Consider the following 15,970-nt stretch of genomic DNA (forward strand, 5'->3'; position numbering starts at 1 on the left):
TTTGGTGCATGCAAGGATATTGCAATCGAGGCATCGGTAAATTCGCCCATTCGATCCATTGCTGGCACGACACCAGCAGTACTGATTGTCAGACGCTTCTTGGAAATGCTGTAAGCGAAATCATCCATCATGATGTCTACAGCATCCATGACATTGTCAAAATTTAACAGCGGCTCGCCCATACCCATAAACACAACATTTGTTACGGGACGATCTTTTACCCGGTCGAGTTCTTCAAAGGAGGCAATAGCATTCCAAATCTGGCCAACAATCTCTTCTGTAGACAAGTTACGATTAAAACCCTGCTTACCAGTAGAACAAAAACTACAATCCAGAGCGCAACCGATTTGAGAAGAAATACACAAGGTTCCACGGTCACCTTCAGGAATAAGCACCGTCTCGATACTACTACCGCCAGGCATCTGCATCACCCACTTACGAGTTCCATCTGACGAGATATCCTGATAGATAATATCTGGCCCTTCAATCGTTGCGATCTTTGAAAGTTTTTCACGCAGCGCTTTGCTGATATTGGTCATTTCGTCGAAGTTATGCACACCATATTGATGAATCCATTGCATGATTTGTTTGGCACGAAACGGTTTCTCACCGATCCCCTCCAGGAAATCCAGCATTTTTTGCCGTGGAAGACCCAACAAATTAACTTTTTTGGTTTCTGGTGTTACATCTGCGCTCATAAATTCTCTCGCGTAAAAATACTGCCGAACTGCATGTTTATTCACCCAATCATTCAAATTATTGAGCGAAGTCTACTCGTTATTAATCCGGCTATAATAACGACAAAAAGCAGGATCCTTTCTCTGAGCGTCTATTTGAGGCGCTACAGGGAATGGTATCCTGCTTGCTTTAGGCTAATGTAGCCTTAGCCGCGTGGGCAAATCTCTGCATCTGCGAAGAAGTAAGATACTTCACGAGCTGCTGATTCAGTTGAATCAGAACCGTGTACTGCGTTCGCATCGATAGACTCTGCGAAGTCTGCACGGATTGTACCTTCTGCTGCTTCTTTAGGGTTTGTTGCACCCATTAGGTCACGGTGAGCAAGAACTGCGTTTTCACCTTCTAGAACCTGAACAACAACCGGTCCAGACGTCATGAATGAAACCAAGTCACCATAGAAAGGACGTTCTTTGTGCTCAGCGTAGAAACCGCCAGCTTTTTCATCATCCATGTGGATCATTTTTGAAGCAACAATCTTTAGTCCAGCTTTTTCAAAACGGCTGTAGATTTTACCAATTACATTTTTTGCTACTGCATCAGGTTTGATGATTGAAAGAGTGCGTTCTACCGCCATGAGCTTATCTCCAAAGTAAGTTTAAAAGTTAAAAAATTGTGGCGGGATTATACAGGGCAAAGCAGAAAAAAGACACTCACCAATAACGCCATTAAAAAATATTAAAACAAAGAACTCTAGCAGCCTTTTAGCCCAATAAACTAGCGAACTCTAGCCCTTCATTCGCGTGACTGCCGAGCAGAGCATCTCAGCGGCCTTCAGCACTTCATCTTTAGTTGTGAAACGACCAAAGGAAAAACGCAAGGCGCTCAATGCCAATTCGTCAGACAAGCCCATAGCTGTCAACACATGCGATGGAGACATGCTAGCCGAGGTGCACGCGGAGCCTGACGAAATCGCTAACTGTGGCAGAGCAGAAAGCAAGACCTGCCCATCCAAGCCCTCAAATGACAGATTTAAAATACCTGAAATCGAATGCTCGAACTGACCGTTTACACGCACACAACCCAAGCCCGAAATACGTTCCATAAACAGGGATTTAAGATCAGAGATACTGACCTGTTCTTCCGTCATTGATGCCGCTGCAATCTCGAAGGCCTCTCCCATCGCAACGATCTGGTGCGAAGGTAAAGTACCAGAACGCATTCCTCGCTCATGGCCACCACCATGTATTTGCGCTGGAAGAGTGAAATCAGCTTTGCGCCGTACATATAAGGCACCAATACCTTTCGGACCATAGATTTTGTGAGCACACATTGAAATCATATCGGCACGTAATTCGTTCGTGTCTACTTTTAGTTTTCCTGCACTCTGCGCAGCATCGATATGAAAAAGAATCCCCTTCGATTCCGTAAGTCTGGAGATTTCATAGACATCATTAATCGCACCAGTTTCATTGTTCACATGCATCAAGGAGACCAAAACCGTATCAGGGCGAAGTGCCTGCGCTACATCATCAACTGAGATTCCCCCACTGACGCGAGGCTTCAACCAAGTCACCGAATAACCCTGCGACTCTAAGAACTTGACGCTATCAATAACTGCCTTGTGCTCAGTCATCGATGTAACAATATGCTTACCCTGCGACTTACGCGCCAACACCGCACCTTTAATTGCTAAGTTATTCGCTTCTGTCGCACCAGAGGTCCAGACAATCTCTCGCGTATCCGCGCATAATAAGCTGGCAACTTGCTTTCGCCCATGCTCGACAGCGGCTTCTGCTTGCCAACCATATATATGAGAACGGGAGGCTGGATTGGCAAAGACACCGTCCATCGTCAGAAACTTGGACATTTTTTCAGCTACACGCAAATCAACAGGAGTAGTCGCCGCATAATCGAGGTAAATAGGCTTATTCATAGATTAGGGTTCACAAAATAATACAGACTAAATTTTGCGCGTATTATATAGAGAGGAAGTTCTGATTACCATGAACGTAAATTGACCGACAAGCACAACTACTGCAATAGAAAAGAGCCCGCAGAATGCTATATATCTAATAAACTTGAGTTAATAAGTTCTGCCGCTTCATTCTGACGAATAGCAGTAACCTGAACCTCTCGTTTGTTCATAAGGTCTTGAAGACTTATAGAATTTAGAAAACTATGTATTTGCTGGCTAAGATCCATCCATAAATGATGAGTGAGGCACTGCTCGCCGTCCTGACAACCGCCTTTCTCAGCTTTTTCCTCCACACCCTCACGGCTTTTGGCGCCGCAACGAGTTGTATCAATTGACTCATCAACAGCATCAATAACGGCGGCAACTGAAATATCAGCAGCCTCAACATTTAGCTGATAACCGCCTCCCGGACCACGTATACTTCTAACCAGCTTACGTTGTCTAAGTTTCGAAAACAGCTGTTCCAAATAAGAAAGAGAGATACCCTGCCTAAGCGAGATATCTGCTAAGGCAACCGGGTTATGACAAGCATGCAGCGCAAGATCAAGCATTGCAGTGACTGCATATCTACCTTTTGTGGTTAGGCGCATTGCTTAATTCATGTCTCTTGAAGTGTTTATAGTCAGCATCGGAGCGATGCATTGCTGAAAAATTATCTATTACCTGAGTAATTTAATCAAGTATTCTCAAGCCTCTCCCCAATAATTGAGACATTAGCCCTTCACCAAATCGAACTATTACTTAATATCTTTAAAACAGCACATGTCATCTTCATCAATAGAAGGTACAGCCTCTTTGTTATAACCGTCATCAAGCTTACGTAAGGATTTGCACATTTCATTCATCCGTTCATCAACCATATGCATATGATCCAGCATACTTCTAATCGAACGCGCAACCGGGTCGGGCATCTCATCACTTAAGCCATAAGCATCAAAGCCAAAGTTCTCTTCCATTTTCTTACGCTTACTGTCATCCGGGGTAGCCGTTTCAGGAACTGATTTGAGAATAATTCGTCCCGGGATTCCAACTACGGTTGCTTCAGCCGGGACTTCTTTAGTAACAACTGCATTTGAACCAATCTTAGCATTTTGCCCTACATCAAAGGGCCCAAGTACCTTGGCACCCGCGCCAACCACCACACCATCCTGAAGCGTTGGGTGACGCTTACCTTTGTTCCAACTTGTGCCCCCCAAGGTAACCCCCTGGTAAAGGGTAACATCATCTCCAATTACTGCGGTTTCGCCAATCACTACACCCATGCCATGATCGATAAAAAAGCGCTTACCTATTTGTGCCCCCGGGTGGATTTCTATTCCCGTGAGCCAGCGACTAAAAGTTGAAAGGGAGCGCCCAAGCCAACGAAAATTTCTGAGCCAGAGCTTATGGGCTAGTCGATGTAGCAGCAAGGCATGTAAACCAGGATAATTCGTTAACACCTCAAAGGTGTTTCTTGCTGCAGGATCACGATCAAATACACTCTGAATATCGTCTTTCAAGCCTTCAAACATAAAATTTCCTATCTAGCCCCGAAAATATGGAGCTTCTATTTTTTTCGACCAAACTTGAGCGTTGCCGTCAATATGCCGCGTAATATATTAACTTCCATCTTATCTAGGTGAACTCGCTGATATAAGCGCCGCAACCTTGTCATCAACTGACGAGGATTATCCGGGTCATGAAAGCCTACTTCTATTAGCGTTTTTTCTAGATGACTAAAATACCCTTCAACTTCGGACACAGTTGCTAGCGGCTCATCCCAAGATTCATCTTGAGAGGAAACACTGGCCAATGAATGGTGTTTGGGGGCAGTTACAGATTTATCAACGCTTTCGGTCAAACAATCTGGTCGATATAGCAAAGCCATTCGCAGCTCATAGCTAAGTAACTGAACCGCCATGGCTAAATTTAGTGAGGAAAAACTCTCTACTGCTGGAATATTTACATGATAATGACAGCGGTGCAGTTCCTCATTACTCAAGCCACTCGCCTCATTACCGAATATAAGCGACACCGAACTGCCACACTCATTAGAGTCGATGTTTTCATCTGCTAAAACCTTGTCAAGCACTAAGGAAGCACAGTCTCTAGGGTTCATAAGCGGCCAAGTCATTTTACGACTGCGGGCACTAGCACCAATCACTATCTGACTACCAGCCAAAGCCTCATCAAGCGAAGTGCAGACCATTGCTTTTGCCAGAATATCTTCAGCCCCTGAAGCTCGCCTAATCGCATCGTGAGTATTTAAGGGAGACAAATAAACAATTTCACCATGCTCATCTTTTTCATAGGCTTCTGATGGCGAGACCAAGACCAGGCGACTTAAGCCCATATTTTTCATTGCACGAGCAACTGCACCGACATTTCCCGGATGACTAGTTCTAACCAATACAACTGTCACCAGGTCACTCAGTTTTTCTTCACGACTAAGCGCTATATTATTTTGAGTCACTGGCAATATCCAAAAATATCATACTATCTAAAGAAGCTGGATTTACCAGACTCTTAAAGGAATCTATCAACGCTCTCCCCTCTTTTGCAGGCACCGACAAAGCCATGCGAACAGCAGAGCCTGCCATATGCGAAAGTAGGAAACCAACCTGTTGTAACTTTTCCCAATACTGTTCATCGTAGTATTGCTTAATACAATCAACAATTAGCTTCGTTACGCGGCGACTATCTTCGATATCCAAATCCTGTAAGGATTTGTCTGCCGAAACACTTACCCAGATATCCATCATGGCAGGCTCAGAAAGGTATTCTTGATAGTAGCTCTCAATAACCTCTTGCAACACAAAGCATGCCTCTTCTTTTGAGCGCGTCACCGGCAAGGCTTCAGACAAAGAGCTAAATGATTGATCAAAGGTATCCTGAGCTAGCGCTAAGGTAATCGCATTTTTACTAGGAAAGTACTGATATATAGAAGCTGGGGTAACACCAGCACGCTCCGAAATTTCGTGAATTTTAAGTTGGGCGCTGCCCTTTTCAGAAATTAAGGATTTTGCTGCATTCAGAATTGCGTCGACACGCTTTTTACTTCTTGCCTGAGTCGGCCTGCGACGACTGTCATTTGTTTTATCTTGCAAAGTTGTTCCATATAATTGCGAATAAATTATAAGGTGACCAGGCTGCTAGATGTACACACTCTGAAAATTCACCAACTAGAGCGCTAGTTTAACGCCGTTTTAATCTAGATGGGAGTACCTAATCAAGATTTGCTCACCGGGACCCTCTGAATAGCACCTTGGAGATTTCTATATTCGCGTGCCTCTGTCACATTTTTTTGCTATGATCCGCCCCACTTGGTCTCCAGTACGCTGGACTGCACCATACGCTCTTTATCAATTCGTTCTTTTGTCATTCACTTTTTATATGTAAGTGGTAACTATGAAGCCTATTTTAAATATTGCTTTGCGCGCTTCTCGTCAAGCATGCGAATATATTAATCAAAGTATCGATAAAAATGATCCAAACCAATCTGACCCTAATGCTAATGAAAAGCTGGTCAGCCATCTTGAATCTACTTTATTTCAAACCTTCTTTGATAGCCTAAAGAAAGCCAACCCAACCCACTTCATTATCGCACCCGATGAAACACCTAGCGACGTAAAAGAAGATAGCTGGCAAGTTAACGGCTTTCACGCGCCCTACAACCTGCTACGAAAAATCCCAGCAACGGCTTTTTCACTTGTTCATAAGTCTTCAGGAAAATCTCAAAACGCCTTACTTGTTAACCCGACAAATGGTGATGAATACACAGCAAGCCGTGGAAGCGGAGCAGCACTTAATGGCAGAAGAATTCGTTGTACCTCTCCTAAATCGCTAGCTGAAGCGACGGTTGCAATCAATACCATAAATCAATTCGACTCACCTGCCGAATCTCACGTCATTGCTGACTTTATTAGTGAAGTGGGAAGCAATGTCGGTCAAATGCAGGTTAGCAATTGCGATGCTCTTGATGTCGCCATGGTTGCCGCTGGCCAAATTGATGCAGCAATACTAACCAAGGTAAACGCTAAAGAGCTTGAAGCAGCTCTGCTGCTATGCCAGGAGTCTGGCGCACTGACAGGTACACTAAACGGCGGTGTATTTAGCGATAAAGAAGACAAAATCATCGTTGCCAATCCAAAGCTCTTTAAAGCATTGGTCCAGCGCTTTAATACTTTTCAAACACGCCTCTAAGGTAGCGCGTTTGAGAGCGCTAAATACTAGCCATAAAAAAGGGAGCTTCTGCTCCCTTTTTTATGGCTAGTATTTGACTACCTGACTTTAAGGTTGGTCATCAATAGCGTTTCCTTCCTCGTCCTCGACAACTGGAGCAATCAAATCTTCTTTGCTCACACCCATCGACAACAAGACATTACTAGCAACATAAATAGATGAATACGTACCCACTAACACACCAATCAAAAGCGCCTTAGCAAAGCCGTTAATCATTTCACCACCAAGAAAGTACAAGGCAAACAGCACTAACAAAGTCGTCGCCGATGTAACCAAGGTTCGAGATAAAGTTTGTGTCAACGAAATGTTAATGACTTCATCAGGCTCTGACTTTCTTAACTTTCTGAAGTTTTCCCTAATACGGTCGGATACAACAATCGTGTCATTCAAGGAATAACCAATTACCGCTAGTAGAGCAGCCAATACGGTTAAGTCGAAATCCCAACCCAGAATGGAAAAAGCACCAATAACGATAATGACATCATGTATCAAAGCCGATACAGCACCTACCGAGAACTTGAACTGAAACCTGACAGCAACATAGAACATGACCAAACCCAAGGCCAACAGCAAGCCAATGCCGCCCTGCTCTCTTAACTCTTCACCAACCTGTGCGCCAACAAATTCAGCTCTGGTCAGCTCTAGCTGCACACCATTCGCAGACAAGGTGCTCGCGACTTGCGCACCAACCTTATCGTTAAACGACTCAGACAAGCGAACCAACACAGATGTTGCTGCACCAAAGTTTTGTACAACTAATTTCTCATAACCCGCTGCAAGCAACTGCTCACGCACTTCTTCAAGGTTCGGCGCTTCTTGGTATTCAACCTCTACCAGCGTCCCCCCTGTAAAATCCAAACCCAAAGCCAGACCTTTCACACCAAGCGAAGTAATTGAGGCAAGCAATAAGATGATCGAGAATGCCGCGGCAATCTTACGTTTGCCCATAAAATCTATTGTATTGTTCATCCTGAGCACCTTACCCTATCGAAATTTTCTTCAGCTGACGGCCGCCATAGGCCAAGTTAACAATCGCTCGCGTCAGTACGACAGAAGTGAAGAGCGAAGTCATAATACCGAGTGACAATGTCACCGCAAAACCTTTAACCGGGCCAGTTCCTACCGCAAACAAGATAACCGCAGCAATCAACGTGGTTATATTTGCATCGAAAATCGCTACAAATGCTCGACTATAGCCGGCATGAATAGCTTGCTGAGGAGAAAGACCGTTTGCCAGCTCCTCGCGGATACGAGCAAAGATCAACACGTTTGCATCAACCGCCATACCGACAGTCAGTACAATACCAGCGATGCCTGGCAGGGTAAGTGTGGCAGAGATCATCGACATTAATGCACACAATAGAATGACGTTTATTGCTAGAGCAATATTCGCGACAACACCAAATGCCCGGTAGTAAACAAGCATAAACAATAAGACCAAAGCGAAACCGATTTGAACGGACATCAAACCCGCGTCGATATTTGCCTGCCCCAGGCTAGGCCCAACTGTACGCTCTTCAACAAAGTAAATTGGCGCTGCAAGCGAACCCGCTCTAAGAAGCAATGCCAGTTCAGCAGCTTCGGTGGCTGAGTCCAGACCGGTAATACGGAAGCTGTTACCAAACGCCCCCTGTATCGTTGCCAAGTTAATAATCTGGCGAATCTCACGGTTACGACGCTCTGTTACTTCTTCACCGTCGACTATTTTCTTAATTAGCTCAGACTTCTGCTCGATAAATAAAACACCCATGCGGCGCTTTAAGTTTCGCTTGGTCACTTCAAGCATCAACTTACCGCCCTTACCGTCAAGGTCGATATTAACCTGTGCCACTCCGTTTTCATCAAAACTCGCACGAGCATTCGATACATTGCTTCCCGTGACGATAATATCTTTTTCCAGGTAAGCGGTACGTCCTTTCTCACTCTTGAAGTCAAACTGCTGCATTTCTCGGCTAGAAGCGCTCGACTTAGCCTCTAGACGAAACTCCAGGTTTGCTGTTTTACCAATAATACGTTTTGCTGCCGCCGTATCCTGAACACCAGGGAGCTCAACCACGATACGGTTACGCCCCTGACGCTGAACCAAAGGCTCAGCAACACCCAGTTCGTTAACACGATTTCTAAGCGTAATCAGGTTTTGTTGAACAGCATAATCTTCAATCTCTTTAATTCGCGCTTCAGATAGTTTTAGCAATAAGAAGAAGCTTTCATCTTCTTCGATTGTTGTACGTGTAAACTGACGATATTCTGATGCGGCAAGCGAAACCGCTTTGTCCAATTCCTTTTCAGACTTGAACTTAACCTTGAGGCCATCAGTGCCTTCAACCAATACCGAACGATAGCGAATTTTTTCACTACGCATCGCTGTTTTAATATCACTCATTGAGACTTGAAGCTTTTGACTCAAAGCTTTATCCATATCAACTTCGAGTAAGAAGTGAACACCACCTCGCAAATCTAGACCAAGTTTCATAGGTCCAGCACCCATAGACTTAAGCCAATCAGGTGTGCTTGGTGCCATATTTAGCGCCGCAATATAATCACTACCCAAAACATCGCTTAGGACTTCTTTTGCAGATAATTGAGCTTCGTTGTCATAGAAACGAACCAAAAGGTTATTACCATTTAACTCCGCATGCTTAACAACAACATTATTTTTCTCTAATACGCTAACGACCCGCTTCTGTAGAGCATCGTCTGCTTTTAGCGAGCTTTGCGTTCCGGTCACCTGCACAGCAAAGTCATCAGGATAGAGATTAGGTAATGAGTACACTGCACCCAATGCCAGGGTGATCAGTATGAGAATATATTTCCACGCGGGGTATGTATTGAGCATCTTAGCTCCAGATCCTTTCGGTATTATTCAAAGTAATTGAGTGTGCAGGTGTTATATCACGACGCAGACCCTGTTACGCGAACAAAGCCTAAACAAACGTAAAAACATCTCGATTAGCCTAGTCGCTCACCCTTTGTGAGCGACTAACACTGATTTAGATACCTTTTAAGGTGCCTTTTGGTAATGCTGAGGCAACTGCTACTTTCTGAATGTTCATTTCAACACCCTCAGAAACTTCAACCTTAACAAACTCTTCTGAAACTTTTGTGACCTTACCAGCGATACCGCCATTCGTCACAATCTCGTCACCTTTGCTTAATTCAGAAACCAGATTTCTATGCTCTTTGGCACGCTTTGACTGTGGCCTCCACATCAAGAAGTAAAAAATCAGGATAAAGCCACCAAAGAATACCAACTGCATCATTGCACTTGGGCCTTGAGGTGAAACAGGCGCGCCTTCAGCCAGGCTAAGCGCAGAGTACATGCAGAAAGTCAGAAACAGACCAATTTTAGCGATTAATTTCATTAAGGGTTCCCCTTGTTTAGTTCTAATAGTTAGCAGTAAAATTTTTTAACTGAGCAACACTTTATTCTGCTGCGCCAGCTGTTAATTCTGGTGTTGTTTCGCCTCTTTGGGCATAGAAGGTATCAACAAAGGCCGACAATTTACCTTGTTCGATGGCCTGACGCAATCCACTCATTAAGTTCTGATAATATCTTAGGTTATGAATTGTGTTGAGTTGCGCGCCTAGCATCTCTTTACACTTATCTAAATGATGAAGATAGCTACGACTAAAGTTCTTACAGGTATAGCAGTCACATTGTTCATCGAGCGGAGATGGGTCTTCTTTATGAGCTGAATTTCTTATCTTGATAACACCCGTTGAAGTAAACAAATGGCCGTTGCGAGCATTTCTTGTCGGCATTACGCAGTCAAACATATCGATACCGCGACGAACAGACTCAACCAAGTCTTCAGGCTTCCCTACTCCCATTAAATAACGAGGCTTATCTTCAGGCATTTTATAGCCGATATGATCAAGCACCTTCATCATTTCTTCTTTCGGTTCACCAACAGATAAGCCACCAATGGCATAACCATCGAAGCCAATATTGGCTAAGCCTTCCAGGCTTTCATCACGCAAGTGCTCATACATTCCGCCCTGCACAATGCCAAATAAAGCTGAAGGGTTATCACCGTGAGCCTGTTTACTACGTTCAGCCCAGCGCATCGATAGCTCCATTGAACTACGTGCTTCTTCTTCCGTTGCAGGGTAAGGCGTACATTCGTCAAAAATCATAACGATATCTGAACCAAGCTTACGCTGAACTTCCATTGAGATTTCAGGCGTCAGCTCTACTTTAGAACCATTGATAGGGGACTTGAATGTTACACCCTTCTCGCTGATCTTACGCATATCTCCGAGGCTAAAAACCTGAAAACCTCCAGAATCAGTCAGAATTGGTTTATCCCATTGGATAAAGTCATGCAAAGTACCATGTTTCTCAACAATGTCGGTGCCCGGTCTTAGCATTAGATGAAAAGTATTTCCGAGAATAATATCCGCGCCAATCTCTTCGATATCCTTAGGTAGCATGCCTTTTACCGTACCGTAAGTGCCAACCGGCATAAACGCAGGGGTCTGTATTTTCCCACGTGGAAAGTCAATTTCTCCACGTCGAGCCAAGCCATCTGTCTGGCTGACCTTAAAGGACATACAACAATTCGATTCACTCAATGTATTACTCCGAAATATTCCCGCTAGAGGGATTTAGAAACATCGCATCACCATAACTGAAAAAGCGATACTTATTTGCAACAGCCTGCTCATAAGCATTTAAGATATTTGCCTGGCCTGAAAATGCAGATACCAACATTAATAGGGTCGATTTCGGCAAATGAAAGTTAGTAATCAGTGCATCGACACTTTTAAACTCATAACCTGGGAAAATAAATATCTCAGTATCACCGGTAAAAGCCTTAAGCTCGCCTGACTGGCTGGCAGATTCAAGACTACGAACACTAGTTGTGCCGACGCAAATAACACGACCACCTTTTCGACGAGTCGCAGTCACTTTATCAACCACGTCTTGAGTCACTTCAATCCATTCCGAATGCATTTCGTGGTCTTTAATATCGTCAACCTTTACTGGCTGGAAGGTTCCAGCACCAACATGCAAGGTAACAAAAGCTGTATCAACGCCTTTTGCTTTAAGCCTTTCAATAAGCTCATCATCAAAGTGCAAGCCTGCCGTAGGCGCTGCTGCCGCGCCTGGCTTATCGGCATAGACAGTTTGATAACGATCCTGATCCATATCCTCATCACCACGCTCAATATACGGAGGTAAAGGAATGTGGCCGTACTTTTCAAGCAGATCAAAAACCTCTAAAGACTCGGTCTCAAGAATAAACAGTGCATTCTGTCGCCCCTTCATTTCGATTACTTGCGTGCTACCATCGTCGGTATCAACAAGAATCTTGCTACCTTCTTTAGGGGAACGGCTAGACCTGACATGCGCTAAAAACGTATGACTATCAATCATTCGCTCAAAAAGAATTTCCAGTTTGCCGCCACTTTCTTTCTTCGCAAACAAACGCGCTGGAACAACCTTGGTATCATTGAATACCAGTAAGTCGTTTTCATTAACCAGCTCATAAACATCAGCAAAGGATCGATGAGCTAGTTTCCCCTCACTACCTTCGACCACCAACAAACGGCTTTGGCTTCGCTCTTCTGTCGGGTAGTTAGCAATTAGCTCGGGCGGCAAGTCAAAATCAAAATCAGAAACTTTCATACCGTCTTAGATTCTCGGTGTTTCACAGACAACGTCAGCATTTTGAGCACGATGGCGCATTAGGTGATCCAACAAAACCATTGCCATCATCGCTTCAGCAATGGGCGTAGCACGAATACCCACGCATGGGTCGTGACGGCCTTTGGTTGATACTTCAATCTGATTGCCTGCTGTATCGATACTTTTACCCGGCAAATGAATGCTTGAGGTCGGCTTCAAAGCCATATGCGCAACAATATCCTGCCCTGTTGAAATACCGCCTAAGACACCGCCCGCGTGATTCGAAAGAAACCCTTCCGGCGTCATCTCGTCTCTATGCTCTGTGCCCTTTTGCTCAATACAATCAAAACCTGCACCAATTTCCACACCTTTTACGGCATTGATACTCATAAAGGCATGCGCCAGCTCGGCATCTAGCCGGTCAAAGATTGGCTCACCCAAACCAGGTGGTACATTGCGTGCAACAACAGAAATTTTCGCGCCAATAGAGTTACCCTCTTTATTCAGCGCTTTCATATAATCTTCCATCTCACCGACTTTACCGGCATCAGGGCAGAAAAATGGATTGTCATTGACGATAGACATATCCACTTTTTCAACTTTAATTGGACCCAGCTGAGACAGGTAACCGTTGATTTCAATACCAAACGATTGCTTCAAGTATTTCTTGGCGATAGCACCCGCTGCAACACGCATTGCTGTTTCTCGAGCAGAAGAACGACCGCCCCCGCGGTAATCCCTGAAGCCATATTTCTGGTTGTAAGCATAATCAGCATGCGCTGGTCTAAAGGTCGTTGCGATATTCGAGTAATCTTTTGAGCGCTGATCCGTATTCTTAATCAACAAACCTATGGGCGTACCCGTTGTTTTCCCCTCAAAGATACCAGAGAGGATCTCAACTTCATCAGCCTCTTTACGCTGCGTAGTGTAGCGCGATGTGCCCGGCTTCCGACGATCCAGGTCGACCTGTAAATCTTCTTCACTAAGCTCTATCCCCGGAGGGCAACCATCAACAATACAGCCTATCGCTTTTCCATGGCTCTCACCAAAAGAAGTGACTGTAAAAAGCTTTCCAAACGTATTACCCGACATACTATCTGCCTCTTTCTCTAGTTAAACGCTTTTGAGCGTTCAACAATAATATTCAATTCTATACCCAAGGGTAGTTTCTTAATTCTTGTGCGCGAATCACAAACACGCCGTGCCCACCCTGTTCGAACTCAACCCAAGTAAAGGGAAAATCAGGATAAGCCTCTTCTAGCGCTTCCCAACTATTTCCAACCTCAACAATCATTAAGCCATCATCGCTTAAGTGCTTCGCACCTTCCGATAGAATTCGTCTGACAATATCCAGCCCGTCAGGCCCTGCAACCAAGCCTAACACAGGCTCAGCACTATACTCTTCGGGCATGCTGTCAAAATCATTTTGATCAACATAAGGCGGATTCGACAAAATTAAATCGTAACGAACATGTTCACCATCCGAGAACTGCGAAGGATCGCTCAAAGCACTGAAAAGATCAGAGGAAAACGCCTGAACCCGGTCATTTAATTCATACAATTCAATATTCGACTTTGCCACGGCCAGGGCATCGACTGATATATCAAACAAATCCACCTGCGCCTCTTCAAACTCCAAAGCGGCAGCGATGCCGATGCAACCACTTCCGGTACATAAATCAAGCACTCGCTCAGGCTCATTTAATAGCCAAGGTTCCATATGATGCCCGATGAGTTCGGCAATCGGAGAGCGAGGTATGAGCACTCGCTCATCGACATTGAAGCGCAAACCACAAAACCAAGCTTGTTTGGTGATATAAGCCAGTGGCTCTCGGCCTTTTGTTCTGCGCTTAATCGCATCTAAGATAAGCGCCTTCTCTTCGTCTGCCAGACGACAAGACCATAGTTCAGTCGAAAAATCCCAAGGCAGATCTAATAACTGAAGAACCAGGCTGACTGCCTCATCCCAGTTGTTGTCAGTACCATGGCCACAATAAACCTGTTCACGATTCAAACTCGAAAAAGTGTAACGAATAAAATCAGCTATCGTCTGCAAATTTGACTCACTACTTGATGCACTGCTAGCAAGTTCAGAAGAACGGGTTTGAGTCTGAGGCACGCGGGCTAATTCCTAATATCGAAAAAGCCCGCAATTATATAGAGAATCGGCAGCTGGGGGAATGGGAGACACCGAAGTCAGCAGCTAAATTTAGATTGCCTTAGTATCAAAAGCTAAATTCTTGCCAAACTTTAGCGACAACTGATCCCCTTTGTGTAGCTGCCCCACCCCCTTCGGCGTTCCGGTAAGAACAACGTCACCTGGGTTGAGCGTGAAAAAGGTACTCATATGCGCAATAAGTGGCGCGATCGGGTTCAACATATCGCTACTCTTACCATGCTGTCGCAACTCTCCATTGATACTCAAGGTAAACTCAAGCTGGTTTAAGGCTGTACAGTTCCCTAACGGAACAAATTCACTGAGCGGGCAAGCACCATCAAAGCTTTTGGCGACTTCCCAAGGGTGGGATTTTTCTTTCAACTTTGACTGCAGCTCACGCCGCGTTAGATCAAGCGCCAAACCTAAGCCTTCAATTCCTTGCTCCGCTTGTTCGGCATTTGCATTAGATAGCGTCTCTCCGATCAATACGGCAATCTCTGCCTCATAGTGGCAATCTGTGTCTGGAATAGTGAAAGGTTCACTTAAAGAGACGACAGCCGACCCTGGTTTAATAAACAGAATCGGCTCAGAAGGTATGGGGTTATTAAGCTCTTTGGCATGTTCTGCGTAATTACGCCCGACACAAACGACTTTTGTGATAGGTGATTCGAATAAACTTCCATCAACAAATTTTGCTGTATAAGGCATCACTACTCCTACTAAGCTACAAGGTCTCTAGGAGCAGTGTTCTGCGCAACTACTCCGGAGTCGCGCATTCTGTCGCAGATGGATTAAATTTACAACGGATCTTCCACAATATTGAGATAGCTTTTGCGTCGTAGGCTTTTTCATCTCTTAAGGCTAAACGAATCTTCTTAGAAAGGTTTTCATACTCTGACTTTCTTACATCATCGAGACTCACCCAGTACTTCTGTGGAATTTCACTGTGTGCCTGCTTAACTGTATTCTCGAGTTCATTAAATCGAGATAGCGCATGCTGGCGCATATTGTGAGCAAAATTTGCTGGGGCTGTTTCAGTATTGACGACCATTTCCATCACAGCATAAAGAATATTGAAGTCAACAATTCCGCCAGTTTCGCCCAAACCTTTGTATAACTCAAACGTGTTGTAAGCCAACGCGGGCGCAAACATTACGTCAACGTTGCCATTATTGAATTGCCCACCCCAAGTAGCCAACGAAGTGTGTACCGGCGATGCACCAACCACTTGGGCAAATCGCTCACTGGCTACATCAGCATTCAAAATAGACACTTTTTTGCCGCTAATTGCTGATATATCCACATT

17 protein-coding genes are annotated in these 15,970 nt (G+C 44.6%); 1 reads left to right on the forward strand and 16 read right to left on the reverse strand.

From position 1 onward, the window contains the following. From rlmN to A3763_RS13625, 7 genes are all read right to left on the reverse strand, one after another. A partial coding sequence (gene rlmN, locus A3763_RS13595) for a 23S rRNA (adenine(2503)-C(2))-methyltransferase RlmN (protein WP_156495090.1) occupies positions 1–698 on the reverse strand: 698 nt, incomplete at its 3' end. Positions 699–883: 185 nt separating this feature from the next. Beyond that, positions 884–1,312, reverse strand: a complete 429-nt coding sequence (gene ndk / locus A3763_RS13600; protein WP_068510611.1) for a nucleoside-diphosphate kinase — start codon at positions 1,310–1,312, stop codon at positions 884–886. Between the two features lie 150 nt (positions 1,313–1,462). Next, positions 1,463–2,611 carry an aminotransferase class V-fold PLP-dependent enzyme gene (locus A3763_RS13605; protein WP_068634068.1) on the reverse strand — a complete coding sequence of 383 codons (1,149 nt, stop codon included), beginning with the start codon at positions 2,609–2,611 and terminating at the stop codon, positions 1,463–1,465. A gap of 128 nt (positions 2,612–2,739) precedes the next feature. Then, a complete protein-coding gene (locus tag A3763_RS13610) occupies positions 2,740–3,243 on the reverse strand; it encodes a Fe-S cluster assembly transcription factor (protein ID WP_068510615.1) in 504 nt (167 codons plus the stop codon). A 147-nt stretch (positions 3,244–3,390) separates the two neighbouring features. Beyond that, positions 3,391–4,164 carry a serine O-acetyltransferase gene (gene cysE, locus A3763_RS13615; protein WP_068510617.1) on the reverse strand — a complete coding sequence of 258 codons (774 nt, stop codon included), beginning with the start codon at positions 4,162–4,164 and terminating at the stop codon, positions 3,391–3,393. Between the two features lie 35 nt (positions 4,165–4,199). Continuing rightward, complete coding sequence (locus A3763_RS13620) at positions 4,200–5,105, reverse strand: RNA methyltransferase (RefSeq protein WP_231872195.1); 906 nt, start codon at positions 5,103–5,105, stop codon at positions 4,200–4,202. Then, complete coding sequence (locus tag A3763_RS13625; protein WP_068510621.1) at positions 5,092–5,739, reverse strand: TetR/AcrR family transcriptional regulator; 648 nt, start codon at positions 5,737–5,739, stop codon at positions 5,092–5,094. Before A3763_RS13625 ends, A3763_RS13620 begins: the two co-directional genes overlap by 14 nt. 301 nt (positions 5,740–6,040) lie before the next feature. On the opposite strand from A3763_RS13625, the gene A3763_RS13630 reads away from it, so the two are divergent. Then, positions 6,041–6,835 (forward strand): inositol monophosphatase family protein, encoded by a 795-nt coding sequence (locus A3763_RS13630; RefSeq protein ID WP_068510623.1) that lies wholly within the window; start codon positions 6,041–6,043, stop codon positions 6,833–6,835. Between the two features lie 87 nt (positions 6,836–6,922). On the opposite strand, the gene secF is transcribed toward A3763_RS13630, so the two are convergent. From secF to A3763_RS13675, 9 genes are all read right to left on the reverse strand, one after another. Then, positions 6,923–7,843 carry a protein translocase subunit SecF gene (gene secF, locus A3763_RS13635; RefSeq protein WP_068510624.1) on the reverse strand — a complete coding sequence of 307 codons (921 nt, stop codon included), beginning with the start codon at positions 7,841–7,843 and terminating at the stop codon, positions 6,923–6,925. Positions 7,844–7,853: 10 nt separating this feature from the next. Beyond that, positions 7,854–9,710, reverse strand: a complete 1,857-nt coding sequence (gene secD, locus A3763_RS13640; protein ID WP_068553243.1) for a protein translocase subunit SecD — start codon at positions 9,708–9,710, stop codon at positions 7,854–7,856. 154 nt (positions 9,711–9,864) lie between these two features. Beyond that, a complete protein-coding gene (gene yajC / locus A3763_RS13645) occupies positions 9,865–10,134 on the reverse strand; it encodes a preprotein translocase subunit YajC (protein ID WP_231872197.1) in 270 nt (89 codons plus the stop codon). A gap of 163 nt (positions 10,135–10,297) precedes the next feature. Beyond that, positions 10,298–11,428: a tRNA guanosine(34) transglycosylase Tgt gene (gene tgt / locus A3763_RS13650; RefSeq protein WP_068510630.1), complete on the reverse strand. Its 1,131-nt coding sequence runs from the start codon at positions 11,426–11,428 to the stop codon at positions 10,298–10,300. 25 nt (positions 11,429–11,453) lie between these two features. Continuing rightward, on the reverse strand, positions 11,454–12,506 hold the full coding sequence (gene queA, locus A3763_RS13655; protein ID WP_068553245.1) for a tRNA preQ1(34) S-adenosylmethionine ribosyltransferase-isomerase QueA: 1,053 nt from the start codon (positions 12,504–12,506) through the stop codon (positions 11,454–11,456). A 6-nt stretch (positions 12,507–12,512) separates the two neighbouring features. Further along, positions 12,513–13,598 carry a chorismate synthase gene (gene aroC / locus A3763_RS13660; RefSeq protein WP_068634069.1) on the reverse strand — a complete coding sequence of 362 codons (1,086 nt, stop codon included), beginning with the start codon at positions 13,596–13,598 and terminating at the stop codon, positions 12,513–12,515. Positions 13,599–13,656: 58 nt separating this feature from the next. Next, complete coding sequence (prmB, locus tag A3763_RS13665) at positions 13,657–14,625, reverse strand: 50S ribosomal protein L3 N(5)-glutamine methyltransferase (protein WP_068510637.1); 969 nt, start codon at positions 14,623–14,625, stop codon at positions 13,657–13,659. 90 nt (positions 14,626–14,715) lie between these two features. After that, positions 14,716–15,372, reverse strand: a complete 657-nt coding sequence (locus tag A3763_RS13670; protein WP_068553251.1) for a fumarylacetoacetate hydrolase family protein — start codon at positions 15,370–15,372, stop codon at positions 14,716–14,718. 49 nt (positions 15,373–15,421) lie between these two features. Further along, positions 15,422–15,970, reverse strand: a 549-nt coding sequence (locus A3763_RS13675) for a putative solute-binding protein (RefSeq protein WP_231872196.1), incomplete at its 5' end; no start/stop codon positions are given.

The sequence above is a fragment of the Oleiphilus sp. HI0128 genome, assembly GCF_001635365.1.

Bases quoted from the DNA above. Each gene is read 5' to 3' on its own strand.
- ndk (WP_068510611.1), bottom strand. From the start codon at position 1,312: ATGGCGGTAGAACGCACTCTTTCAATCATCAAACCTGATGCAGTAGCA.
- A3763_RS13605 (WP_068634068.1), bottom strand. From the start codon at position 2,611: ATGAATAAGCCTATTTACCTCGATTATGCGGCGACTACTCCTGTTGAT.
- A3763_RS13610 (WP_068510615.1), bottom strand. From the start codon at position 3,243: ATGCGCCTAACCACAAAAGGTAGATATGCAGTCACTGCAATGCTTGAT.
- cysE (WP_068510617.1), bottom strand. From the start codon at position 4,164: ATGTTTGAAGGCTTGAAAGACGATATTCAGAGTGTATTTGATCGTGAT.
- A3763_RS13630 (WP_068510623.1), top strand. From the start codon at position 6,041: ATGAAGCCTATTTTAAATATTGCTTTGCGCGCTTCTCGTCAAGCATGC.
- secF (WP_068510624.1), bottom strand. From the start codon at position 7,843: ATGAACAATACAATAGATTTTATGGGCAAACGTAAGATTGCCGCGGCA.
- secD (WP_068553243.1), bottom strand. From the start codon at position 9,710: ATGCTCAATACATACCCCGCGTGGAAATATATTCTCATACTGATCACC.
- yajC (WP_231872197.1), bottom strand. From the start codon at position 10,134: ATGATGCAGTTGGTATTCTTTGGTGGCTTTATCCTGATTTTTTACTTC.
- tgt (WP_068510630.1), bottom strand. From the start codon at position 11,428: ATGTCCTTTAAGGTCAGCCAGACAGATGGCTTGGCTCGACGTGGAGAA.
- queA (WP_068553245.1), bottom strand. From the start codon at position 12,506: ATGAAAGTTTCTGATTTTGATTTTGACTTGCCGCCCGAGCTAATTGCT.
- aroC (WP_068634069.1), bottom strand. From the start codon at position 13,598: ATGTCGGGTAATACGTTTGGAAAGCTTTTTACAGTCACTTCTTTTGGT.
- A3763_RS13670 (WP_068553251.1), bottom strand. From the start codon at position 15,372: ATGCCTTATACAGCAAAATTTGTTGATGGAAGTTTATTCGAATCACCT.